The following is a 21650-nucleotide window of genomic DNA, read 5'->3' on the forward strand; positions in this document are numbered from 1 at the left end:
CGCGTGTCACGTTCGCGTTCTCCGGCTCGTTCCAGCCTCATGCAACGGACCCTCACACGCGTACTGCTGGTGCTGCTCGGTGTCGTCACGGCGGCGACCGGACTGTGGCCACTGCTCTCACCCATGGGCTTCTACCAGGACTTTCCCGGCTTCCGCCACGGCTGGGTGAGCATGGAGGGAGCGTTCGACGAGCACCTCATCCGCGACTTCGGCGCCCTCAACCTGGCCCTGGCGGCAACGCTGATCGGCGCCGCCGTGATCGGCACCACAGCGGTGGCGCGGCTGGCAGGCGTGGCGGCGCTGCTGTTCGCGGTGCCGCACTTCGTCTACCACCTCGGCCACGCCGGCCACTTCGAGACGATCGACCGAGTAATGATCCTGACATCGCTCGCGCTGACCGTCGCGGTGCCGCTCGTCGTGCTGCTCACGCCGAGCCGGCGGGAGATCAGGTCGGCGACACCGTGATGCTCAGCGCGCCGGGGCCGACGTGCGCCCCGATCACCGTGCTCGCGTCGCCGACCACGACTTCCGTGATCCCCGGGATCCGCTCCTTCAGACGTCGCACGACCTCGGTCTCGTCCGAGCCGAAGCGGGTCACGGCGAGGTCCACGCGCTGGTCGCCCGCGGCCTTCACCGCGAGGTCCACCAGACGGTTCATCGCCCTCTTCGTGCCAGGAACGCGAGCCAACGGCGACACTTCACCATTACGGACAGTGAGCAACGGCTTGATCGAGAACGCCGTACCGACGAGCGACTGGGCAGCTCCGACCCGTCCGGTGCGCCGAAGGTATTCGAGCGTGTCCACGTAGATCAGCTCGGTGGCTGCGCGTACGCGCCGCTCGGCGGCCTCGAGCACCCGCGCGAGCTGGCCGCCGGCGCCGGCCACGCGCGCGGCCGAGACCGCGGCGTAACCGAGGCTCATGCTGGCGGTTCCGCTGTCGATGATGTGCACGGGGATGCGGACCTGTTGCGCCGCCTCGCGAGCCGCTTGCACGGTCTCCGAAAGGCGACCGGAGATGTGCAGGCTGACGATGGCGGACGCTCCTCGCGCGGCCGCGTCCTGGTACGTCCAGAAGAACGCACCCGGGTCGGGCGGCGAGGTCGTGACGCTGTGGCCGGACTTCATGGCGGCGATGAGCTCGGTGCGGTCGAACCGGTGTTCGTCGTCCGTCTGGTCGCCGACGTGCAGTTGAACCTGCACCACGCCGATGCCCCAACGGGCGGCGAGTTTGTCGGGCAGGCACGAGGTCGAGTCCGTGACTACGGCGATGTGCGCGGGCATGGTGCGGGAGGTTAACGCCTGTCGGCCTACTGCCAGTAGCCCACCGTTGGTCCGATCGGGCGAGCGGTGTGCTGGACGGGTTAACCGGCCGACTATCGAGACGATGGTCCCAGAAGATTGCTCATCCAGGTGAATGCGGTCACCTCGGCGGGTCTCGTCGCCGAATTGCCCCTAATCTACCGGCCAGTAGAGCCCTGCCCCGCGGCCGAGAGCCGGCCCCAACCGGGAGGTCGAAGAAGACCCATGACGAACATCGTTGTCCTGGTCAAGCAGGTACCGGACACCTACTCGGAGCGGAAGCTCTCCGGTGCCGACAACACCCTTGACCGCGAATCAGCCGACGCCGTGCTCGACGAGATCAACGAGAAGGCCGTCGAAGAGGCTCTGAAGATCAAGGAAGCGGGCGAGGGCGAGGTCACCGTGATCTCCGTCGGCCCCGACCGCGCCACCGACGCCATCCGCAAGGCGCTGTCCATGGGCGCCGACAAGGCCATCCACGTCTCCGACGAGTCGCTGCACGGTTCCGACGCCATCGCCACCGCCAAGGTGCTGGCCGCCGCGATCGCCAAGGTCGAGGGCTACGACCTGGTCATCGCTGGCAACGAAGCGTCCGACGGCCGCGGCGCCGCCGTGCCCGCGATCGTCGCCGAACTGCTCGGCCTGCCGCAGCTGACCTACGTGCGTCAGCTGAGCGTCGAGGGCACCAGCGTGAAGGCCGACCGCGAGACCGAGGACGGCATCACGCACCTCGAGGCGAACCTGCCCGCGCTGGTGAGTGTCGGCGAGAAGATCAACGAGCCGCGCTACCCGTCGTTCAAGGGCATCATGGCCGCCAAGAAGAAGCCGGTCGAGACGCTCACCGTCGCCGACCTCGGCATCGACGCGGGCGAGGTCGGCCTCGCCAACGCGTGGTCCAACGTGCTCGAGTCCACCCCGAAGCCGCCGCGCACGGCGGGCGAGAAGGTGGAGGACGAGGGCGACGGCGGCACCAAGGTCGCCGAGTACCTGGTCGCGCAGAAGCTCATCTGAGACACGGTTTCGAGGAGGATCACGAAAAATGGCTGAAGTACTCGTCCTCGTCGACCACGTCGACGGTGATGTCAAGAAGGTCACGCTCGAGCTGCTGACCGCCGCCCGTGCGCTGGGTGAGCCCTCGGCCGTCGTCGTGGGGCCCACGGGCACCGCGGCCAAGGCGAAGGAAGCGCTCGCCGGCCACGGCGCCGCGAAGGTGTACGTCGCCGAAGGTGACGATGCCACGGGCTACCTGGTGACCCCGAAGGTCGACGTGCTCACGAAGCTCGCGGAGCAGGCTTCGCCGGCGGCTGTGCTCGTCGCCGCCAGCGCCGAGGGCAAGGAGGTGGCCGCGCGCGTCGCCGTGCGGCTCGGCTCCGGTCTGCTCTACGACGCGGTGGGCGTGAACGCCGACGGTTCGGTGGACCAGTCCATCTTCGGTGGGGCGTTCTCCGTGAAGTCCAAGGCCGCCAAGGGCGCGCCGGTGATCTCGGTGCGTCCGGGTGCCGTCGAGGCCGAGGCCGCCGAGGGTGCCGCGGCTGAGGAGTCCGTCGAGATTCCGGCGCAGGACGCGGCGAAGTCGGCGAAGATCACGGGCATCGAGCCGATCGTCGGCGGTGACCGGCCGGAGCTCACCGAGGCGTCGATCGTCGTCTCGGGTGGCCGCGGTGTCGGCTCGGCGGAGAAGTTCGACGTCGTCGAGAAGCTGGCCGACTCGCTCGGCGCGGCTGTTGGCGCTTCGCGTGCGGCTGTCGACTCCGGCTACTACCCGGCGCAGTTCCAGGTGGGCCAGACCGGCAAGACGGTGTCGCCGCAGCTGTACATCGCGCTCGGCATCTCCGGTGCCATCCAGCACCGCGCCGGCATGCAGACGTCGAAGACGATCATCGCCGTCAATAAGGACTCCGAGGCCCCGATCTTCGAGATCGCCGACTTCGGCATCGTGGGCGACCTGTTCAACGTCGCGCCGCAGCTGACGGAGGCCGTCGACAAGCGCAAGGGCTGACGTTTTCCCGCTCCGAAGGCCGCTGGGCGATGTTCCGCTCAGCGGCCTTCGGCGTTGCCTGGACCCTGAGAAAAGCCTGAGAACCTGCAATTAACTCAACGTGCACTAATCGGTCATCGATTGGCACTCTCCGCGGTTTCCAGCTCGCAGGTACACAGTGTTCATGACGTCGTCTCAGCTCCTCGTCAGCACTGATCAGGCGGGTGTCGAGCTCCCGGCCGATGCGCCGCGGTACTCCCTGCTCGTGGCCCACGCGAACGAAGAAGTGCTCGCCGCGCAGAAGCTGCGGCACCAGGTTTTCGCCGAGGAGATGGGGGCCCACCTCAATTCGCTGAAACCCGGCCTCGACGTCGACTACTTCGACGAGTTCTGCGACCACCTCGTGGTGCGCGACGACAAGACCGGCGACATCGTCGGCTGCTACCGCATGCTGCCGCCCGAGCGCGCCGCACAGGCGGGCAGCCTTTACTCCGACAGCGAATTCGACCTCACGGCCCTGTCCGGCCTGCGCTCGACGCTCGTGGAAACCGGCCGCTCCTGCGTCCACCCGGACCACCGCAGCGGCGCGGTCGTGAGCCTGGTGTGGGCGGGGATCGCCCGGTACATGCTGCTTTCCGGCCACCGCTACCTCGCCGGTTGCGCTTCCGTACCCCTGAGCGACGGTGGCAGCTACGCCGCGGGCGTCTGGGATGTGTTGCGCGCCAAGCACTACGCCGACGAGTCCCGTCGCGTTTCGCCCCTGCACCCGTGGGAGACCGAGTCGGTCGCTCGCCCCGACCGCGCCATGCTGCCGCCGCTGATCAAGGGGTACGTGCGGCTCGGCGCCGAGGTGTGCGGCCCGCCGGCGCTCGACGCGGACTTCGGCGTCGCCGACTTCTTCGTGCTGCTCGACCTGCACAAGATCGACGAGCGCTACCTCAAGTTCTTCCTCGGAGTGCAGGTATGAGCCACGCCAGCCACGCCTGGATGCCCACGTCCCCTTGCGGCGACGGCTGCCTCACCGAAGGCGCCGCCACGGTGTCGTTCCCGCGTCGTGTATTTCGCTTCGCGTCGGCGATCGCTGTGGTCCTCACGGCTCTGCTGACCGCGCCGCTGTTGCTCGTGCTACGCGGGCAGGGCCGGGAACGCCTGGTGCGCACCATCTTCCGCGCGGTGCTGCGCGCGTTCGGCGTGAAGCTGGTCGTGCAGGGCGGCGCCGATTTCCTCGCCGCCCCCGCCGGCCGCGGCGCTCTGGTGGTGAACAACCACATTTCGTGGCTGGACATCGTCGCCATCAACGCCCTGCGCCCGATGCGCGCCCTCGCGAAGGTCGAAATCGGCTCCTGGCCGGTCCTCGGCACCCTGGTCCGCCGCGGCGGCAGCATCTTCCTCGACCGTGAACGCCTGCGCACACTGCCCTCGACCATGACCGAACTCGCCGACGCCCTGCGCTCCGGCTCGCTCGTCAACGTCACCCCCGAAGGCACAACGTGGTGCGGCCTCGCTTCGGGCCGCTTCACCTCGGCCACGTTCCAGGCCGCCATCGACGGCGGCGTCCCCGTGCGGCCCATCGCCTTGCGCTACCGCCTCGCCGACGGCCGCGAGACCAGCATGCCGGCCTTCATCGGCCCGGAGTCCCTCATCGCCTCCCTGCGGCGAGTGGCTTCACTGCGTGGTCTGGTCCTCGAGGCACACGTGTGCCCGGAGATCGCGCCGGGCCGCGCGGAGGACCGTCGCTCGCTGGCCGCGCTGGCGGAGGCGTCGGTGCACTCGGCGCTCGGGACCGTCCGAATCCCGGCTCAGGGTCGTCGCCGGGTTTCCGCGGCTCCTGCGGCTGTCTCCGCTGACAAGCCTTCGGTCGAGCCCGCCAAGGCGCACTCGGTTCACTGATTTCTTTGCTTGACCTGCAGGTTCGCGGATGTCGCCACTGAACGGCGACACCCGCGAATCTGTCGTTGCCGTTCAACCGCGACGTTCGCGAATTGCCGTCGCCACCGAGCGGCAACAGCTGCGCACCGCCGTCGCTACTGAACCGCGTCGGCCGCGAACTGGTGTCGCCACTGAGCGGCAACGACTCCGAACCGCCGTCCGTAATGAACGACGACGCGCGCGAACTGGTGTTGCCGATTAGCGGCGACCTTCGCCAACTGCTGTCGCCATTGAATGGTGACACTCGCTAAACGCCGGCGCTACTCAACGGCGACACCCGCGAATCGGCTGTCGCCACTGGCTGGCGACACTCGCGAACCGCCGTAACCACTCAACGACACAGCCGCACGCAGCCCTCGACCAGACGGCTCCGACACCCTTCGCCCAGTGCCTCATCCCCCGCCGACCAGGCCCGTCACGCCGTTCCAAACCGCCGCCCACACCCGTCGCCACTCAGCGGCAAAACTCTCTGACCAGCCAATCTTCCCACGTTCAAGGCCCGAAGATCGACAACACCACACGATCGGGCCGACCTTGTCCCGCCCCCCACTCGACGGGGCCGGCCGAGAAAGGCCAGCCCCGTCGAACCCGTCAGGACACGACGATCGTGATCTTCCCTCCCGGATGCCCCTCCTGGCTCTCCTGCTGCGCAGCCGCAGCCTCCGCCAACGGATAGCTCTTCCCCTGCGCGATCTGCAGCCCCTGCTTCACGAACTCGAGGATCTCCGCCAGCACCTCCGGCGTCGCGTCGTCCGCGTTGCCGGCCGAGAACGTCAGCCCGAGCTCGAACGCCGCCGGGTCCGCGATGGTCAGCACCCGTTCCTTCGACCCGAGCAACTCGACGGAATCCGGCAGCACGCCGTGACCCGACGCGTCGAGCACCGCGTCCACCGGCCGGTCCGCCACCTCGCGGACGCGCTCCGGCCACCCGTCGCCGTACAGGACAGGGATGGCGCCCAGCGACTTCACGTCGTCGAAGCTGTGCTGCCCCGCCGTGCCGATCACCGTGGCACCGAGCGCGACGGCCGCCTGCACCGCGAAGCGCCCGACAGTGCCGCTCGCGCCGTGGATCAGAAGCAGGTCACCGGACTTCACATTCAGCAGCCGCAGCACGCGCAACGCTGTTTCGCCGGCCACGGGCAACGCCACCGCGTCGTCCCACGACATGCTTGCCGGCTTGCGGGCGACGGTCGTGGCCAGCGCGTACTCGGCGTACGAGCCGGTTGTCGACCAGCCGAAGACCTCGTCGCCGACGGAGAAGCTCGCGCCGTCGCCCACCGCATCCACGACGCCGGCCAGCTCGGCGCCCGGGATCTGCGGGCTTTCCGGTGCGGAGACCTGGCCCATCGCGCCGCTGCGGATCTTCCAGTCGAGGGGGTTCAGACCCGCGCGCCGCACGGCGACGCGGACCTGTCCGGGGCCGGGGTCGGGCACCGGGACGTCGCTCAGCTGCAGGACGTCCGGGCCGCCGTACTCGGCGAAGGTGATGGCTCGCATGGTCGTTCGTACTCTCCTTCGATTCGGGACGGTCGTTCGTCCTGCTTCGAGTCAACTGTCCCGCGCCACGATCCGAACCGCTCGGACGAGCAGCGTTCACTAGCCGGAAGAGCAGGACGCCAGCCTTCGCGCGCGCCTACTGTGGACACATGGACGCCTCCTGGACCGATCCGGCCCACGTGCTCGACGTCGTCGTGCGCGTCATCTCCGCGCCGCGGCCCGAGATGCTGCCCCGTTTCTCGCAGGAGCTCTCCGCCGTGCTGCCTCACCGCGCAGCGGCGATGCAGACCGGCGATTGCCCGCGCAGCCCGTTCAAGGTCACCGGCGACACGACGATCACCGACGCCGTCACCAGCGCGGAGCTGGACCACCTCGTCGACCGGGCCGTGCCGGGCGAAGCCGTGGTCCTCGACGCCGTGCTCGCCGGCGTCGAACGGCGCCTCGTCCTCCTCACCTCTCGCCCCGCCGTCGGCAAAGGGGCGGTGATCGCCTTGGTGCCCTCCGAGGCCGAGCCGTCCACCGCCGCGCTGGGTCTCGCGGCCCGCCTCTGGCACCTGACCAGCACCGATGCCGGGCAACGCGCCGTCGACCCGACGCCGGACGTCCTCGCCAGCAACCTCGCCGCGGCGGCCGCGCGCGCCCAGACCGTCACGGATCTCGGCCAGACGCACGCGGCCACGCTCGTCGCGCTCCTGGCCGTGCTGCGCTCGGGCCGGCTGTCCGACGCGGCTTCGCGTCAGACGGCGACCGACCTGGCCGCCCGCGCGCTTCTCGACCTGCGCGCCGTGGCAGACCGCGACCAGGCGTTGTCCGCGGAGTCCGCCCGCGCGGCGTTCGGCGTGCTCGCCGACCAGCTTTCGCCGGTAGTCGGCCACGCCGACGTCACCGTCGACCTCGCCGGCCCCACCGACGACCGCCAGCTCCGGCAGGACATCGCGCACACGGCCCGCACCGTCACCCGCGGCCTGGTCATCGCCGCCCTCGACCGCCCCGGCACGACCCGCATCCGCGCCTCCTGGCGCCTCGACGGCGCCTCCCTCCGCATCACCGTCCGCGACGACGCCCCCGACATCCTCGACGTCGTCCTCGACCCCGGCCTCACCGAACGCATCACGCCGCTCGGCGGCAGCTGGGAGGTCGACGCCGTCCCTGGCTGGGGTGCGACGATCACCGCCGCATTGCCCCTCGACAGCGTCGAAACGCCTGAGCTCCGCCCTCTCGACCGGCTCAACGCCCGGGAGCTCGAGGTCCTTTCGGGTATCTCGCAGGGACTGCGCAACCGTCAGATCGCCGCGCAATTGCAGCTCAGCGAGCACACGGTGAAGTTCCACGTGCGCAACCTCCTCGAGAAACTCGAGGTCAGCTCCCGCGGTGAGGCCGCCGCGCTCGCTCGCGACCTGCGGCTCGATCCGGTGGCGGTGCACCGGACCGCGTGAAATCGACTTGACCTCCACAAGGCTGGAGGTAGCACTCTGTCGATCATGACCCCGACGCTCGATGCCCATCCCCGAAGAAGCGTGCTGTGGAGCCGCGAGCACCGGCTGACGACGATCGGCCTGCTGCTCGTGGTCACGCTGGTGGCCTTCGAGAACATGGGCGTCGCCACGGCCATGCCCACGCTCGTCGCCGATCTGCACGGGCTCGCGCTGTATTCGTGGCCGTTCACGACGTTCCTGATCGCCAGCGTCGTGGCGACAGTGCTGTCCGGCCGCATGGGGGACCGCCGCGGCCCCGCGCCCGCCCTCCTGGCCGGGCCCGCGCTGTTCGCCGCCGGCCTGGTGGTGGCCGGCACCGCCACGTCGATGCCGATGCTCCTGGCCGGTCGTGCCCTGCAGGGTCTTGGCTCGGGATTTCTGCTGGTCGCCGTGTCCCTGCTCATCGCCCTCACGTTCACCGACCGCGAACGCCCGGTCATCTACGCCGCGAACGCCGCCGCCTGGGTCTTGCCCGCCGTGATCGGCCCGTCAGTGGCCGGCCTGATCACCGTGAGCGTCGGCTGGCGCTGGGTTTTTCTCGGCCTCGTTCCGCTGGTCGCGGTGGGGGTCGCGCTGCTGGTCGTCGTCGTTCGCAAGCTGCCCGACCACGTGCCGGCCGCGGAGGCGCGCCGCGCCGGTGTCCTCCCGGCGGTGATCGCCGCGCTCGGCGTCGCCGCCCTGACGTGGGCCGCACAGCACCCGTCACCTCTCGCGCTCGGCTACGGCGCCGTGGGCCTCGTGGCGCTCGGGCTGGCGCTTCGGAAACTCCTGCCCGCGGGAACCTTGACCTTTCGACCGGGCCTGCCGACGGTCGTCGCCTCCCGTGCGCTGCTCTCCGGCGCGTACGCGGGCATGGAGGCGTACTTGCCTCTCACGATGACCGCCGTCCACGGCTACGGCCCCGCCCTGGCCGGCTTGCCGTTGACGATCACCGCCCTCGGCTGGTCGGCCGCCTCGGGCCTGCAGGGCAAGTTCCTGGACTGGTCCCGCGAGGCGACGCTCCGCATCGGCTTCGCCCTGGTCGCGGTCGCCTTGGTGGGCTTCGGCTTCGTCTCGCAGCCCTGGTGCCCGGCGTGGCTGGCCTTCGTGATCTGTGCCATCGGCGGTGCCGGCATGGGCATCGCCATGCCGGCGATCTCAGTACTGCTTCTCCGCTACTCGCCAGAGGGCGAACGCGGTTTCAACACCTCCGCCATGCAGCTCGCCGACTGGGTCGGCTCGGCCCTGCTCATCGGTCTCGGCGGCGTCCTGCTGGCCGTGGTCGCCTCTGCCGCGCACCCGTCGCCGGCGATGGCGATCCTGGTCGCGGCCCTCGTGCTGATCGCTCTGTGGGGCGTCCGCGTGACCAGCCGATGGCCGCGGAAGGTGTGACAGGCCACTTCCGGCCCCAGGGTGGACTTGGTCACGGGCTGAAGCGGACTACCCTGATGTTGCGATGACCTATCTCGACCATGCGGCGACCACCCCGATGCTGCCCGAAGCCGTAGCGGCGATGACCGAGGCTTTGTCCACCGTGGGCAACGCCTCCGCGCTGCACTCTTCGGGGCGCCGTGCACGCCGCGTGGTGGAAGAATCCCGCGAAATCATCGCCGAAGCTCTCGGCGCCCGGCCTTCCGAAGTCATCTTCACCGGCGGCGGGACGGAGAGTGACAACCTCGCCGTCAAGGGCATCTACTGGGCTCGCCAGAGCGCCGACCCTGCTCGCCGCCGCATCCTGTGCAGCGTCGTGGAGCACCACGCCGTCCTGGACACCGTCGAATGGCTCGAGTCGCAGTGCGGCGCCGAAATCACCTGGCTCGAGGTCGACAGCCAGGGTCGCGTCTCGCCCGACACCTTGCGCGCCGCCATCGAGTCCTCGCCCGACACCGTCGCCCTCGCCACGGTGATGTGGGCCAACAACGAGGTCGGCAGCATCAACCCGATCGCCGAGCTCGCCGCCCTCTGCGCCGAACACGACATCCCGCTGCACACCGACGCCGTGCAGGCCGTCGGTGCCGTCCCGGTCGACTTTGCCGCGAGCGGCGCCGCTGCCCTCACCTTGACGGGCCACAAGCTCGGCGGCCCCTACGGCGTCGGCGCGCTTCTTCTCGGTCGCGACACCGAATGCACCCCAGTACTTCACGGCGGCGGCCAGGAACGCAGCGTTCGCTCCGGCACTCTCGATGTCCCGGCCATCGTCAGCTTCGCCGCCGCTGTCCGCGTGGCCATTGAGACCCGCGCCGAATACGCGGCCCGCGTTGAGAAGCTTCGCGACCAACTCGTCGAGGCGGTCCTGCGCGAAATCCCCGACGCGATCCTCAACGGCGGCCGGGGCGAACGACTGCCCGGCCACGCCCACTTCACTTTCCCCGGCTGCGCCGGCGACAGCCTGCTGATGCTGCTGGACGCCAAGGGAATCGAATGTTCGACCGGCTCGGCCTGCACCGCGGGTGTCGCCCAGCCGAGCCATGTGTTGCTCGCGATGGGCGCCGACGCCGCGGCCGCTCGCGGCTCGCTGCGTTTCTCGCTGGGCCACACATCGACACTGGAAGACGTGACCGCGCTTGCGCGGGAGATCGGCGGGGTCGTCGGCCGGGCGCGGCAGGCAGGACTTGCCGGCATGCGCAAGCAGACCCAGAAGCAAGAGGTGTAAGCGATGCGGGTATTGGCTGCAATGAGTGGAGGAGTCGACTCGGCCGTCGCCGCGGCACGGGCCGTTGACGCCGGCCACGAGGTCGTCGGCGTGCACTTGGCGCTGTCCGCGAAGCCCGGCACGCTGCGAACCGGTTCGCGCGGCTGCTGCACCATCGAGGACTCGCACGACGCTCGTCGTGCCGCTGACATCCTCGGGATTCCCTTCTACATCTGGGACTTCGCCGAGCGATTCACCGAAGAGGTCGTCGAGACGTTCGTCGGCGAATACGCGGCCGGTCGGACTCCCAACCCGTGTGTGACTTGCAACGAGAAGATCAAGTTCGAGGCGTTGCTGGAGAAGGCAATGGCTCTCGGCTTCGACGCTGTCGCCACCGGCCACTACGCGCGCCTTGCCACGGTTGACGGCGAACTGGAGCTCCGTCGGAGCGCCGACGAAGGCAAGGACCAGTCATACGTGCTGGCTTCCCTCACTCCGGAACAGCTCAGTCATGCGATGTTCCCGCTGGGCGACTCCTGGAAGACGGACGTCCGCGCCGAGGCTGAGCGGCGTGGTCTCTCGGTGGCGAACAAGCCGGACAGTCACGACATCTGCTTCATCCCTGACGGCGACACCAAGCAGTTCCTGGAGAACCGGCTCGGTCAGCGGCCGGGCCAGCTGGTGGACGCGGAAACTGGCGCCGTCCTCGGGCAACACACCGGCGTGCACGGCTTCACTGTCGGGCAGCGCAAGGGCCTGGGCATCGATGCGCCGGCCGATGACGGGCGCCCGCGGTACGTGCTTTCCCTGGAGCCGGTTTCGGGCACGGTGAAGGTCGGGTCGTCGACCGGTCTGGGCGTCGACGTGATCGAGGCCGACCGGGCGATCTGGCCGAGCGGACGCGCCCTTGACGGTCCGACCGAGTGCGTGGTGCAGGTGCGTGCGCACGGCGGCATCGCCGAAGCCGTGGCCGAGGCCGATGGTGAGCACGTCAATGTCCAGCTGCGTGAGCCGTTGCGCGGTGTTGCGCCGGGGCAGGTCGTGGTCTTGTACCGGCCGGACGCCGGCGCCGGAGATCTCGTTCTCGGCAGCGCGAAGATCTCAAGCACGCGCTGACCTCGGTTACGCGCCCTTGCGTTCCTGCTCGGGGTGCTCGACCTGCGGTTCCGGCTCACGGAGCGGCGGCGGAATGCTCTCGACTTTCTGGCCGGTCGGTGTCGTGATGACGAGCTTCCCGTCGTCGACCACCTTGTAGTGCCAATCGGCGCGGTTCTTGAGGCGTCGGTGGCGGAGGCAGTAGCTCAGGGTCCCGTCGGTTTCGGTTGCCGAACCGGCTTTCGTCGGCGTCCGTTCGGTCAGACAGCCATGCGCCGGACGCGGGCACCCGGGCTGGCGGCACTCGCGGTCGCGGACTCGCACGAACTCGTCGATGTCGACGCTCGGCCGGTAGCGGAACTTGCCGACTTCGATCACCTGCCCGGTGAGCGGGTCGGTGATGATCCGCCGCAGCGTGGTGTTGGGGCCGGTCGCGATGTGCCGCGCGAGCTCGGCCGGGACGTGGCCGTGCCCGGACATTTCGGCGGGATCGTCGTTCAACCCCAGATAGGTCCGGAGATCGACGTAGAGGTAGACCTCTGCCTGCTCGGCGGCGCCGCCCTTGCCGGTCAGCAGGAGGTCGAGGGCAACGTCAGTGCGTAGCTGGTCGAGCGTCCGCTTCTCGTCAGTCGTCTTCAGCGTCCGGGCGATTTTGTCGATACGCAGATATGCCGCGGTGGCCTTCTCCGTCGGCGCGTTGTCGAGGGAAAGCTGCGAGGTGCCCTCGGATTGGTGGTGCAGGACGGTTCGACGCTCGGAGCGCCGCTGCGCCAGACGGTTCGCCGCGCCCTCGGGATCGGTCTTCATCGCCGCGTACGCGGTGGCTTTGCGGATCTGCGTCGGGTTCTTGTCAGCCAGTCGGTCTTCGAGCAGGGTGTCGACGATCCGGGCGTGATGATCGGACAGCCACACCGTGCCCTCGGTGACTTTCATAGCGCGGTACAGATCCACGAAGCCGTGGTCCATGAGACGAAACGTGCGGGGGAGTCGATTCGTCAACGCCTCGGCCGCGGAGATCATGGCACCGGCTCGGTTGTCCGTGAGGTGCAAGGTCAACGCCACCTCGGCCGCGAGCTCGCCGGCGTCCGATCTTCGTGTTCGCAGCCCGGCCAGACAGTGGAGCTGAAGTGCTTGGAGTCTGGCGATCTGGAGGCTCGCGTCCTTCGCGACTTGCATGAGTTGCGTGGTCTGGAGGCGCTCGAAAATCTCGAGTTTTGCTTGCATGGCGCGAAGAAGGAAGTCGAGGTCGGCGGTTTCGGAAGTGTTGTGGGAATCGTCGGCCACTGTCGCCGACTTCGATTCGGTCATGGCGGCGACCATACGCATCGGTCGGCATGAGGTCATCAAAATGGCACGAACGGGCCGTTCGCGCCATTCTCTTGGCATCGCCGCGACCTCGTGGCACCGTGGGGTCAACTGGCGAGGGGCGATAGGGCGATCTGTTCCGAATGGACAGTCGACGGGAGGTCAGAGGTGCAGTTTGAAACCGGTGTGGCTCGCGGCGAATCCAAGGCGTTCGTAGAACCTGTGCGCGGCGGTTCGCGAGGTGTCGGAAGTCAGCTGCACCAGGGCGCAATCGCGACGGCGGCACTCGTCGATGGCCCATTGGACGAGCTCTCGACCTAGGCCGGCGCTTCGGTGGTCGCTGCGGACGCGCACCGCTTCGATCTGTCCACGAAGGGCGCCACGGCGAGCGAGGCCGGGGATGATCGTCAGCTGCAGTGTCGCCACGGGTTCGTTGTTCGCCGTGGCGACGACCAGAAGCTGCTGCGGGTCGGCGTCGATGGTCTCGAATGCGCGAAGGTAGGGCTCCAGGTCGTCGGCTGAATCCCTGGTCGCGCCGAGTTGCTCGTCCACGAGCATGCGCACGATGGCTTCGACGTCGTCGCGACGGGCTCTTCTCACGGTGATGCCGGGCATGGTGATCAGTATTCCAGCGGATAGTGCTGCGCGGGTGTGGTCGGCTGCCGGCTCAGTTCGTCCGGTAGTGGCGAACGCCGTCGATTTGCTGGGCCGTCAGCTTGTTCTGCGACACCAGGAGATCGAGGTGCGCGCCCGTTTCGAGTACGGCGAGTGCCTGGTTGAACGCATCCATTTCGTTCAGTTTTCGGCCACGACGGGTCCAGCCCAGCCGGCTGGCCGTCTCGAACGCGGTGCTGGCCCCGGCGTCGACCTGTGCAGCCATGTTCTCGAGGCGCTGGCGGTGGTGTTCGAGGAGTTCGTCGATGCGTTTGTGCACGCTGTCGGCGACCGGGCCGTGGGCGGGCAGAAGACGCTGGTCGGGCAGAGCGCGGACCAGGCGCAGTGAATCGAGGTAGTCGTTGAGCGGCAACTCGGCCGGCACCGGCTGGAACCCGATCGACGGCGTGATGTGGGGCAGGACGTGGTCGCCCGAGAACAACAGGCCGGCGGCTTCGTCGAGGAAGACGACGTGGCCGGTCGTGTGGCCGGGGGTATGGACCACTTCGAGCTCGCGATTCGGCAGGACCTGGCGGCGGCCCGGGGTGAGCCACTCGTCGGGGTCTTCCCACAGCTCGAAATCGGTGCGGCTGGGGACATCGGCGAACATTCGCCCCAGAGCGGCGACGACCTCGTCGGCGCCGGCGTGGCGAAGGAGCTCGATCTGGGCCCCCAACGGCACCTGGTCCGGGTCGGCGGTGACCTTCAACGAAGGTTCCTCGAGCTGGCCCAAGGAGATCTTGTTGCCGAATTCGCGCCGAATGGCCACGGCCTGGGTGTAGTGGTCGCGGTGCACGTGGGTGACCAGGAACTCGCGCACATCGCCGAGCTCGGCGCCGATACCTTTGAGCGCCTCGGCCAGGAGTTGGCGCGCTTCGGTCAGCGCCCAGCCGGAGTCGACGAGGGCGAGGGTGGTGCCGTCGGTGACGGCGTAGACGTTCACTGCGCGGAGGGCGTCGTTCGGCAACGGCAACGGGATCCGATAGACGCCGTCGGCCACTTCGTAGACGCCGGGCTCTGTCCAGTTCCGGTTGCTGTCTTCGGGCAACGGCTCCACGGTGACCTCCGTCCAGGCAGGACTTCGGCGTCCCGGCCTTTCGCTTCACATTGGGCCGTCACCGGCGCGGTGTCCACCTGGACGGCCTGAGACAACGGTCACGTGGTCAGGCGGTCTCGCGGGTCAGAGCGGTGTCGATCGTGAGGGTCGTGGCGACGACCATGCTGGCCAAGGGTTCGGGCAGCTGGCGCGGGATTTCGACGAGGTAGGTGTCGCCGGTGATCGGCGAGGGCGCCGATCGCGGACGGCTGACGCGGGCGACTTCGGTGTCGGCGTGGTTCTTGATGGTGACGTCCCACGGCAGCGGGCCGGCGGTCGCGACGTGGCCGACGGTGCGGCCGTCGACGACGAAGGTGAATCGGGTGTCCCCCGGGGCGCGGGTGGGCACGATCTCGCCGATCGGGGTTTCGTCGGCGCGGGTGACGATGAAGCGCGTGCGCAGTTCCTTGGCCGGCCTGGCCACTTTCAGCACCGTGCTGTGGTTGGCGTCGCGGACCTCGAACTTGTGGGTGACGTACTGGTCGTATTTCGGCAGCAGGCGCGCGGCCTTGTGGAGGAAGCCTTGGCTGACGTCGGCCACGCCGCCGACGCGGGCGCCGTCGCGGTCGAAAACGCTGTACTCCTCGGAGGTCTCGACAATCTCCGCTCGGCGGCTGACGATGAGGACAGCTTCGGTAAAGAGCGTGCCGCCGAATGAGCGACCGGGGGATCGGCGTTCCGGGATGCGCGGCTCGTCGTCCCACCGGCGCAGCCGGGTGGGACTCACCTCGTCGGGGTGCCGGCCCGGCGGTGGTGGCGAGGAGCTCGTCATGGCAATCCAGAGTATCTCTGTCTCCGCGAAATCGGTGCTGGCAAAGGGATATGCGGCGAATGTCCGGCTCAGTCGGGTGACCCCGGCGAGGGCGGTGGGATGCCTCGGGGTGCGTTCGGCGAGAATTCGCCCGTGACTGAACGAGCTTGGCCTGACGGCGCGGCCACCGCGATCGGCTCGATGCCCGGGGCGGACCCGGCCGAGGCGGCCGCCGTCGTGTTCGGCGAGCTGCCGGACTTCCCGCACCTGCCCGAGTTGCCGGGGCGTGGTGTGGGGGCCGACATCCTGGGCCGCACGGCCTCGTTGCTCGTGGACCTGGCTGTCGAGGTGGTGCCGAGCGGCTACCGCGTCGCGGGGCGGCCTGGGCACGATCACCGGCGGGGGCGGGACCTCCTGCAGTGGGATCTCGATGCCGTGCAGGAAGCGCGTGACAAGGCCGGCGTCGTGCCGCCGGTGTTCAAGACGCAGGTGGCCGGGCCGTGGACGCTGGGCGCCGGCATCGAGCTGCCGCGCGGGCACCGCGTGCTCACGGATCGTGGCGCGTTGCGGGACTTCACGTCCTCTCTGCTGGACGGTCTGGCCCGGCACGTCGCCGAGCTGAAGGCGCGGATCGGTGCGCCGATCGTCGTGCAGCTGGACGAGCCGTCGTTGCCCGCGGTGCTCGCCGGGGGGCTGTCGACGCCGTCGGGCTACGGCAACGTGGCGGCCGTGCCCGAGCCGGAGGCGCGGGAGCTGTTGGCGACCATGATCGAGGGCGTCCGAGCAATCACGGAACAGCCCGTGATCGTCCACTGCTGCGCGCCGAAGCCGCCGCTCGCGCTGCTGCGCGGGGCCGGCGCGGACGCCATCGCGTTCGACGTGACGCTGCTCGGCAAGGCGTCGGCCGAGACGTTGGACGCGATCGGGGAGACGTGGGACAGCGGCACCTCGCTGTTCCTCGGCCTCGTCCCGGCGACGGAACCAGGAACGCCTCCCACACTGAAGGACGTCGCCGGCCCCGCGTTCCGGCTCGTGGACCGCCTCGGCTTCAACCGGTCGATCCTGGCCGAACGCGCCGTCCCCACGCCGACCTGCGGCATGGCCGGCGCCACGAACGAGTGGATGCGCCGCGCGCTGGCTCTCACCCGCGACCTCGGCAAGGCCTTCGTGGAGCCGCCCGAGACGTGGTGAGTGCGCGGTAGCGTGTCGGGACGATCGACAACGGGGGATGTCCCATGCGTTTGTTCCGACGCCGCGCGCACGGAAACCAAGACCCGGCCTCGCCACCCGACCCGCGCACGCCGTGGCCCGCCCAGGCTGTGCCGTCCGACGTCGAGGCCGCCGCGGGGAAGTTCTGGGAGGGCTGGTTCGAGCTGCTCCCCGAGGTCAACGCGGCCCTGGGCGACCGTGAGCCCCACCGGGTGGAGCACGACCTGTGCGTGCTCGTCGAAGCCCTGCACCCGCGGCTGCACTTCTCGCTGGAACGCGGCCGTCAGGCGATCTACGCCCTCGTGGTCACCGGCCAGGAAGACCCTCAGCTGCGCCCCTTCACCGACGCCTGGAAGGCCGCCGCCCCGCCGGACGACGCCATCTGGGAATTCCACGACTCCGTGCCGCCGGTTCCGGACCCGACCGAGGTCACCGTGAACCTCGGCGACCAGCGCATCGCGTTGGCGGACGTGCGCGTCGTCGCGCAGGTGGACGAGGGCGTCGTCGACGTGGCGGTGTACCACCCCGCGCTGGCCGAACTCGAGCCGGCGGCGCGCACCACCATGACGTTCCTGCCGCTGGACGCCACCCTGGGCGAGCGCGTCGCCGCTGAACGGCTACGCCGCGTCGAGACCGCGGAGACCGAGCCGGAGGGCACGATCAGCCTCCTGGAGCTCCGTGACCTGGTTCGGGGACTGAACGGCCAAGAGGACAAAACTGTCGGCACCTCCGGCTAGTGTTACCACCCGTGAGCAGCGACCTTCCCCACGACCAGTCGGCCGCCCCCGCTGAATCGGCGGTGGTGGCCCAGGACGTCACCGACGTCCCCGCCGACGTGCGCGAACGCCACGGCATCCTCGCCGAGGACGTCCGCGGGCACCAGTTCCGTTACTACGTGCTGGATTCGCCCATCGTGTCCGACGGCCAGTTCGACGCGCTCCTCGGCGAGCTGCAGGCGCTCGAGGACGAGTACCCGGCGCTGGTCACGCCGGATTCGCCGACGCAGAACGTCGGTGGCACGTTCTCCACCGAGTTCACGGCGTACGACCACCTCGAACGCATGCTGAGCCTCGACAACGTCTTCGACACCGACGAGTTCCTCACCTGGGTGGAGCGCGTCGAGAAGGAGATCGGCTCCACGGAGTACCTGGCCGAGCTGAAGATCGACGGCCTGGCCATCAACCTCCTCTACGAAGACGGCAAGCTCACGCGCGGCCTCACCCGCGGCGACGGCCGCACGGGCGAGGACGTCACGCTCAACATCCGCACGCTGGAGCAGGTTCCCGACGAGCTCACCGGCACCGACGAGTTCCCCGTGCCGAAGCTCATCGAGGTGCGTGGCGAGGTCTTCTTCCGCGTCGAGGACTTCCTGGAGCTCAACGCGAAAATGGTCGAGTCCGGTAAGCCGCCGTACGCGAATCCGCGCAACACGGCCGCGGGCTCGTTGCGGCAGAAGGACCCGCGCATCACCAAGGAACGCCGGCTGCGGCTGATCTGCCACGGTCTGGGCAAGCGCGAGGGCTTCGAACCGGTCACGCAGTCGCACGCCTACGACGCGCTTGTGGCCTGGGGCCTACCGGTTTCGCCGCACACCCGCGTGCTGCACACGGCGAAGGAGCTCACCGACCACATCGCCTACTGGGGCGAGCACCGCCACGACGCCGAGCACGAGATCGACGGTGTGGTGATCAAGGTCGACCAGGTCACGCTGCAGCGCCGGCTGGGCACCACGTCGCGGGCGCCGCGCTGGGCGATCGCGTACAAGTACGCGCCCGAAGAGGCGATCACGACGTTGCTGGACATCCAGGTGGGCGTCGGGCGCACGGGTCGCGTCACGCCGTTCGCCGTCACGGAGCCGGTGAAGGTCGCGGGTTCCACGGTGGCGCGTGCGACGCTGCACAACGCGGAAGAGGTCAAGCGCAAGGGTGTGCTGATCGGCGACCGCATCGTGATCCGCAAGGCGGGTGACGTCATTCCCGAGGTGATGGGACCGGTCGTCGACGCGCGAACGGGTGACGAGCGCGAGTTCGTGATGCCGACGCACTGTCCGGAATGCAACACGGAGCTCGCCTACCAGAAAGAGGGCGACAAGGACATCCGCTGCCCGAACACGCGGTTCTGCCCGGCGCAGTTGCGGGAACGGCTGTTCCACCTGGCCGGGCGCGGCGCGTTCGACATCGAGGTGCTCGGGTACGAGGCAGCCGTCGCGCTGCTGGACGCGCGTGTGGTCGCCGACGAGGGTGACGTCTTCGACCTGAGCGAGGACGCGCTGTCCGAGGTGGAGTTGTTCCGCACCAAGGCGGGTGAGCTGTCGGCCAACGCGAAGAAGCTGCTGGCGAACCTCGACGCGGCGAAGGACCGTCCCTTGTGGAAGGTGATCGTCGCGCTGTCGATCCGCCACGTCGGGCCCACGGCGGCGCAGGCGCTGGCGCGCGAGTTCGGCTCGATCGCGCGCGTCGAGGAGGCGAGTGAGGAGGAGCTCGCCGACGTCGACGGCGTGGGGCCCACGATCGCGCACGCCGTGCAGGAGTGGTTCGAGGTCGACTGGCACCGGGGCATCGTCGAAAAATGGCGACAGGCCGGCGTGCGGATGGAAGAGGCGCGCGACGACTCGATCCCGCGCCACCTCGAAGGGCTGTCGATCGTGGTCACGGGCTCGCTCGACGGGTTTTCCCGCGACGAGGCCAAGGAGGCCATCATGTCCCGCGGCGGCAAGGCGGCGGGGTCGGTGTCGAAGAAGACGGCGTTCGTCGTGGCCGGTGAAGCGCCGGGGTCGAAGTACGAGAAGGCCGTGCAGCTGAAGGTGCCGGTGCTGGACGAGGACGGTTTCCGCGTGCTGCTGGAGCGGGGTCCGGACGCGGCCGCTGAGGTGGCGCTGGACACGAGCGAGGACGAGGGGGCGGCGGGAGAGCCGGCCGATGGGTGACGTCGAGATCAGGCCGCCGCGGGCCGAGGAGTTCGCGGCGGTGGGGGAGCTGACGGTCGAGGCGTATCGGCTGGACGGCCTGCTCGCGGCGGACGTCGGGTACGAGAACGAGCTGCGTGACGTCGCGCACCGTTCGGAGCACGCGGAGCTGCTGGTGGCCGTGGACGGCGACGCGGTGGTCGGGACGGTCGCGGTGGTGCGGCCGGGTACTTCGTACGCGGAGATTTCGCGTGAGGGTGAGCTGGAGTTCCGGATGCTGGCCGTCGCTGGGTCGGCGCGTGGGCGTGGGATCGGCGAGACGCTCACGCGGGCGGTGCTGGAGCGGGCGCGGGAGCTGGGGTTGGCGAAGGTCGTGCTGAGCAGCCTCGAACAGATGCGGACGGCTCATCGGCTCTACGAACGCATCGGGTTCAGGCGGGTGCCGGAGCGGGATTGGCGCCCGTTTCCGAACGTCAGCTTGATCGCGTATGAGTACGATTTGTAGGTTGTTTCTGCTGGTCACGGTCATTTGCCGCTGAGTGGCGACGGACCTGGGGATCGGGGCCGAGACGACTGTGGGACCGGTGACAGGTGCCGCGTCGGGCTGCTGATTGCGGGTCGTTGTGTGCTGCGGAGCGTGTCTCTGATGCTCGCGGCTGGGGCGTCTGTGGTGGGGGATTGCAGCGGTCAGCTGTCGGTCGGTCGATTCCCGACCGGCGTCGAAGTTGTGTGCCGTCTGATGCGTACGGGCGATTTGTGGGAAGGGGGCCGCGTCTCAGCGCTCGTGCCGGCGGATTGCGGCGTCCAGCGTGACGGCGTGGCGTCGGCGGTTCGCTGACGACCGGTCCCGTGCCGTCGGCCGAGTTGCCTGCCACCGCGGCGCTTGAAGGGCAGCAGCGTTGTGTCGACGCGCCTGGATAGCCGTGTGCGCTCGTCGACCTCCTGAGGTCGCCCGGAGAGACCCCCACTGTGATTCGCCGGTAGCGGATCGACCAGGGACGCCCTTGGCTGTCCGAGGGCTCTCGGAGGGTGGGAGACGCTCGGATGTGGTGTCGTTGCCTCTCAGCGGCCAACACCGTCAAGGGCGCTCGACAGTCACCCGATCGTCTCCCGAACCCAAGACGAGGGCAGCATCACGAAGGCGTCGCCGCTGTGTGGCGAATCCCAGCTCAGCGAAAGAATCCGAAAGCCCTCAGCCGTCCAGGACCACCGCGACGATGCCCGCGAAGTGCGCCAGACGGGCGACCTCCGCGGCGCGGAAGTTGGGCCCACCCGGCCGCGCGACGAGCAGCGCCTTGCCGGGCTTGCCCAGCGGCGTCGCCGCCAGCTCGGTGCCCAGCTCCTTCCACGTCTCCGGGATCCAGTCCTCCTCGCCGTCGAGGACGGTCGCCCGCTCCAGCGGTAGCCAGGGCAGGTCCGTGAACGGGTTCTCCGGCGCAGCGCTCGACGAGGCGAGGCGGCGGGTACCCGATTCCCGGTGCTCCACGACCACGGCCCAGCCGGCGCGGATGATCTTCGGCACACCCTCGGCCAGCAGGTCCAGGCCGGACTTCGGCTGCGCCGCGATCTCCTCCACGAGCTCCAGCTCGCGATGCGTGTCGAGGATCCCGGCGTACGGCCGCACCGCGTCGACCTCGACGCCTTCGATGCTTTCCGCCGCGGTGATGAGAGCGTCGGGCAGGCGGCCGGACGGGAGTTCGACCACGAGGTCGTCGATGGCGACTCCGCCGCCGCGCTCCACGACGTCGACGCTGAGGATGTCGGCGCCGACCGTGCCGAGCGCCGTCGCGACGGCGCCGAGGGTGCCGGGGAGTCCGGAAGCTGGACCCGCAGCAGGAACGACAC

General features: G+C 69.3%; 20 protein-coding genes and 1 pseudogene. 14 read left to right on the plus strand and 7 right to left on the minus strand.

Features of this window, described 5'->3' with window-relative positions:
• Positions 1 to 39 precede the first annotated feature (39 nt).
• Positions 40 to 465: a hypothetical protein gene (locus VSH64_RS46435; protein ID WP_326569109.1), complete on the plus strand. Its 426-nt coding sequence runs from the start codon at positions 40 to 42 to the stop codon at positions 463 to 465.
• Here the strand turns inward: VSH64_RS46435 and VSH64_RS46440 are convergent.
• A complete protein-coding gene (locus VSH64_RS46440; RefSeq protein WP_326569110.1) occupies positions 446 to 1282 on the minus strand; it encodes a DegV family protein in 837 nt (278 codons plus the stop codon). The genes VSH64_RS46435 and VSH64_RS46440 overlap by 20 nt on opposite strands.
• A gap of 243 nt (positions 1283 to 1525) precedes the next feature.
• On the opposite strand from VSH64_RS46440, the gene VSH64_RS46445 reads away from it, so the two are divergent.
• From VSH64_RS46445 to VSH64_RS46465, 5 genes are all read left to right on the plus strand, one after another.
• Positions 1526 to 2311, plus strand: coding sequence for an electron transfer flavoprotein subunit beta/FixA family protein (locus VSH64_RS46445; protein WP_326569111.1), 786 nt, complete (start codon positions 1526 to 1528; stop codon positions 2309 to 2311).
• Between the two features lie 28 nt (positions 2312 to 2339).
• Positions 2340 to 3299 carry an electron transfer flavoprotein subunit alpha/FixB family protein gene (locus tag VSH64_RS46450; protein WP_326569112.1) on the plus strand — a complete coding sequence of 320 codons (960 nt, stop codon included), beginning with the start codon at positions 2340 to 2342 and terminating at the stop codon, positions 3297 to 3299.
• A 163-nt stretch (positions 3300 to 3462) separates the two neighbouring features.
• A complete protein-coding gene (locus VSH64_RS46455) occupies positions 3463 to 4245 on the plus strand; it encodes a GNAT family N-acetyltransferase (protein WP_326569113.1) in 783 nt (260 codons plus the stop codon).
• A gap of 20 nt (positions 4246 to 4265) precedes the next feature.
• Positions 4266 to 5168: a lysophospholipid acyltransferase family protein gene (locus tag VSH64_RS46460; RefSeq protein WP_326569114.1), complete on the plus strand. Its 903-nt coding sequence runs from the start codon at positions 4266 to 4268 to the stop codon at positions 5166 to 5168.
• Between the two features lie 65 nt (positions 5169 to 5233).
• On the plus strand, positions 5234 to 5458 hold the full coding sequence (locus VSH64_RS46465) for a hypothetical protein (RefSeq protein ID WP_326569115.1): 225 nt from the start codon (positions 5234 to 5236) through the stop codon (positions 5456 to 5458).
• A 340-nt stretch (positions 5459 to 5798) separates the two neighbouring features.
• Here the strand turns inward: VSH64_RS46465 and VSH64_RS46470 are convergent, their stop codons facing one another.
• Entirely contained in the window at positions 5799 to 6704 is a 906-nt protein-coding gene (locus tag VSH64_RS46470; protein ID WP_326569116.1) for an NADP-dependent oxidoreductase, read from the minus strand.
• Positions 6705 to 6853: 149 nt separating this feature from the next.
• Here VSH64_RS46470 and VSH64_RS46475 point away from each other — a divergent pair, with 149 nt between their 5' ends.
• The 4 genes from VSH64_RS46475 to mnmA all read left to right on the plus strand — a co-directional run bounded on the left by VSH64_RS46475 (position 6854) and on the right by mnmA (position 11906).
• A complete protein-coding gene (locus tag VSH64_RS46475) occupies positions 6854 to 8140 on the plus strand; it encodes a helix-turn-helix transcriptional regulator (protein WP_326569117.1) in 1287 nt (428 codons plus the stop codon).
• 45 nt (positions 8141 to 8185) lie between these two features.
• On the plus strand, positions 8186 to 9550 hold the full coding sequence (locus tag VSH64_RS46480) for an MFS transporter (protein ID WP_326569118.1): 1365 nt from the start codon (positions 8186 to 8188) through the stop codon (positions 9548 to 9550).
• A 64-nt stretch (positions 9551 to 9614) separates the two neighbouring features.
• Entirely contained in the window at positions 9615 to 10811 is a 1197-nt protein-coding gene (locus tag VSH64_RS46485; RefSeq protein ID WP_326569119.1) for a cysteine desulfurase family protein, read from the plus strand.
• A 3-nt stretch (positions 10812 to 10814) separates the two neighbouring features.
• Entirely contained in the window at positions 10815 to 11906 is a 1092-nt protein-coding gene (gene mnmA / locus VSH64_RS46490) for a tRNA 2-thiouridine(34) synthase MnmA (RefSeq protein WP_326569120.1), read from the plus strand.
• Positions 11907 to 11912: 6 nt separating this feature from the next.
• On the opposite strand, the gene VSH64_RS46495 is transcribed toward mnmA, so the two are convergent.
• The 4 genes from VSH64_RS46495 to VSH64_RS46510 all read right to left on the minus strand — a co-directional run bounded on the left by VSH64_RS46495 (position 11913) and on the right by VSH64_RS46510 (position 15712).
• The gene (locus tag VSH64_RS46495) at positions 11913 to 13193 is read right to left on the minus strand and encodes a DUF222 domain-containing protein (protein ID WP_326569121.1); all 1281 of its coding nucleotides are present in this window, start codon (positions 13191 to 13193) and stop codon (positions 11913 to 11915) included.
• A gap of 159 nt (positions 13194 to 13352) precedes the next feature.
• Entirely contained in the window at positions 13353 to 13805 is a 453-nt protein-coding gene (locus tag VSH64_RS46500; RefSeq protein ID WP_326569122.1) for a GNAT family N-acetyltransferase, read from the minus strand.
• Between the two features lie 52 nt (positions 13806 to 13857).
• Positions 13858 to 14901 carry an MBL fold metallo-hydrolase gene (locus tag VSH64_RS46505; protein WP_326569123.1) on the minus strand — a complete coding sequence of 348 codons (1044 nt, stop codon included), beginning with the start codon at positions 14899 to 14901 and terminating at the stop codon, positions 13858 to 13860.
• Between the two features lie 106 nt (positions 14902 to 15007).
• Positions 15008 to 15712, minus strand: a complete 705-nt coding sequence (locus VSH64_RS46510) for an LURP-one-related/scramblase family protein (protein WP_326569124.1) — start codon at positions 15710 to 15712, stop codon at positions 15008 to 15010.
• 132 nt (positions 15713 to 15844) lie between these two features.
• Between VSH64_RS46510 and VSH64_RS46515 the strand changes: the two genes are divergently transcribed.
• From VSH64_RS46515 to VSH64_RS46530, 4 genes are read left to right on the plus strand one after another with little or no spacing between them, the layout of a single operon-like run.
• Positions 15845 to 16882, plus strand: coding sequence for a methionine synthase (locus VSH64_RS46515; protein ID WP_326569125.1), 1038 nt, complete (start codon positions 15845 to 15847; stop codon positions 16880 to 16882).
• A 44-nt stretch (positions 16883 to 16926) separates the two neighbouring features.
• Positions 16927 to 17637, plus strand: coding sequence for a hypothetical protein (locus VSH64_RS46520; RefSeq protein ID WP_326569126.1), 711 nt, complete (start codon positions 16927 to 16929; stop codon positions 17635 to 17637).
• 11 nt (positions 17638 to 17648) lie between these two features.
• Positions 17649 to 19826 carry an NAD-dependent DNA ligase LigA gene (gene ligA, locus VSH64_RS46525; RefSeq protein ID WP_326569127.1) on the plus strand — a complete coding sequence of 726 codons (2178 nt, stop codon included), beginning with the start codon at positions 17649 to 17651 and terminating at the stop codon, positions 19824 to 19826.
• Positions 19819 to 20310 carry a GNAT family N-acetyltransferase gene (locus VSH64_RS46530; protein WP_326569128.1) on the plus strand — a complete coding sequence of 164 codons (492 nt, stop codon included), beginning with the start codon at positions 19819 to 19821 and terminating at the stop codon, positions 20308 to 20310. Before ligA ends, VSH64_RS46530 begins: the two co-directional genes overlap by 8 nt.
• A 687-nt stretch (positions 20311 to 20997) precedes the next feature.
• Here the strand turns inward: VSH64_RS46530 and VSH64_RS46535 are convergent.
• Positions 20998 to 21650, minus strand: a pseudogene (locus tag VSH64_RS46535) (amino acid-binding protein).

It is taken from the genome of Amycolatopsis rhabdoformis, assembly GCF_035918295.1.
Taxonomy (GTDB): domain Bacteria; phylum Actinomycetota; class Actinomycetes; order Mycobacteriales; family Pseudonocardiaceae; genus Amycolatopsis; species Amycolatopsis rhabdoformis.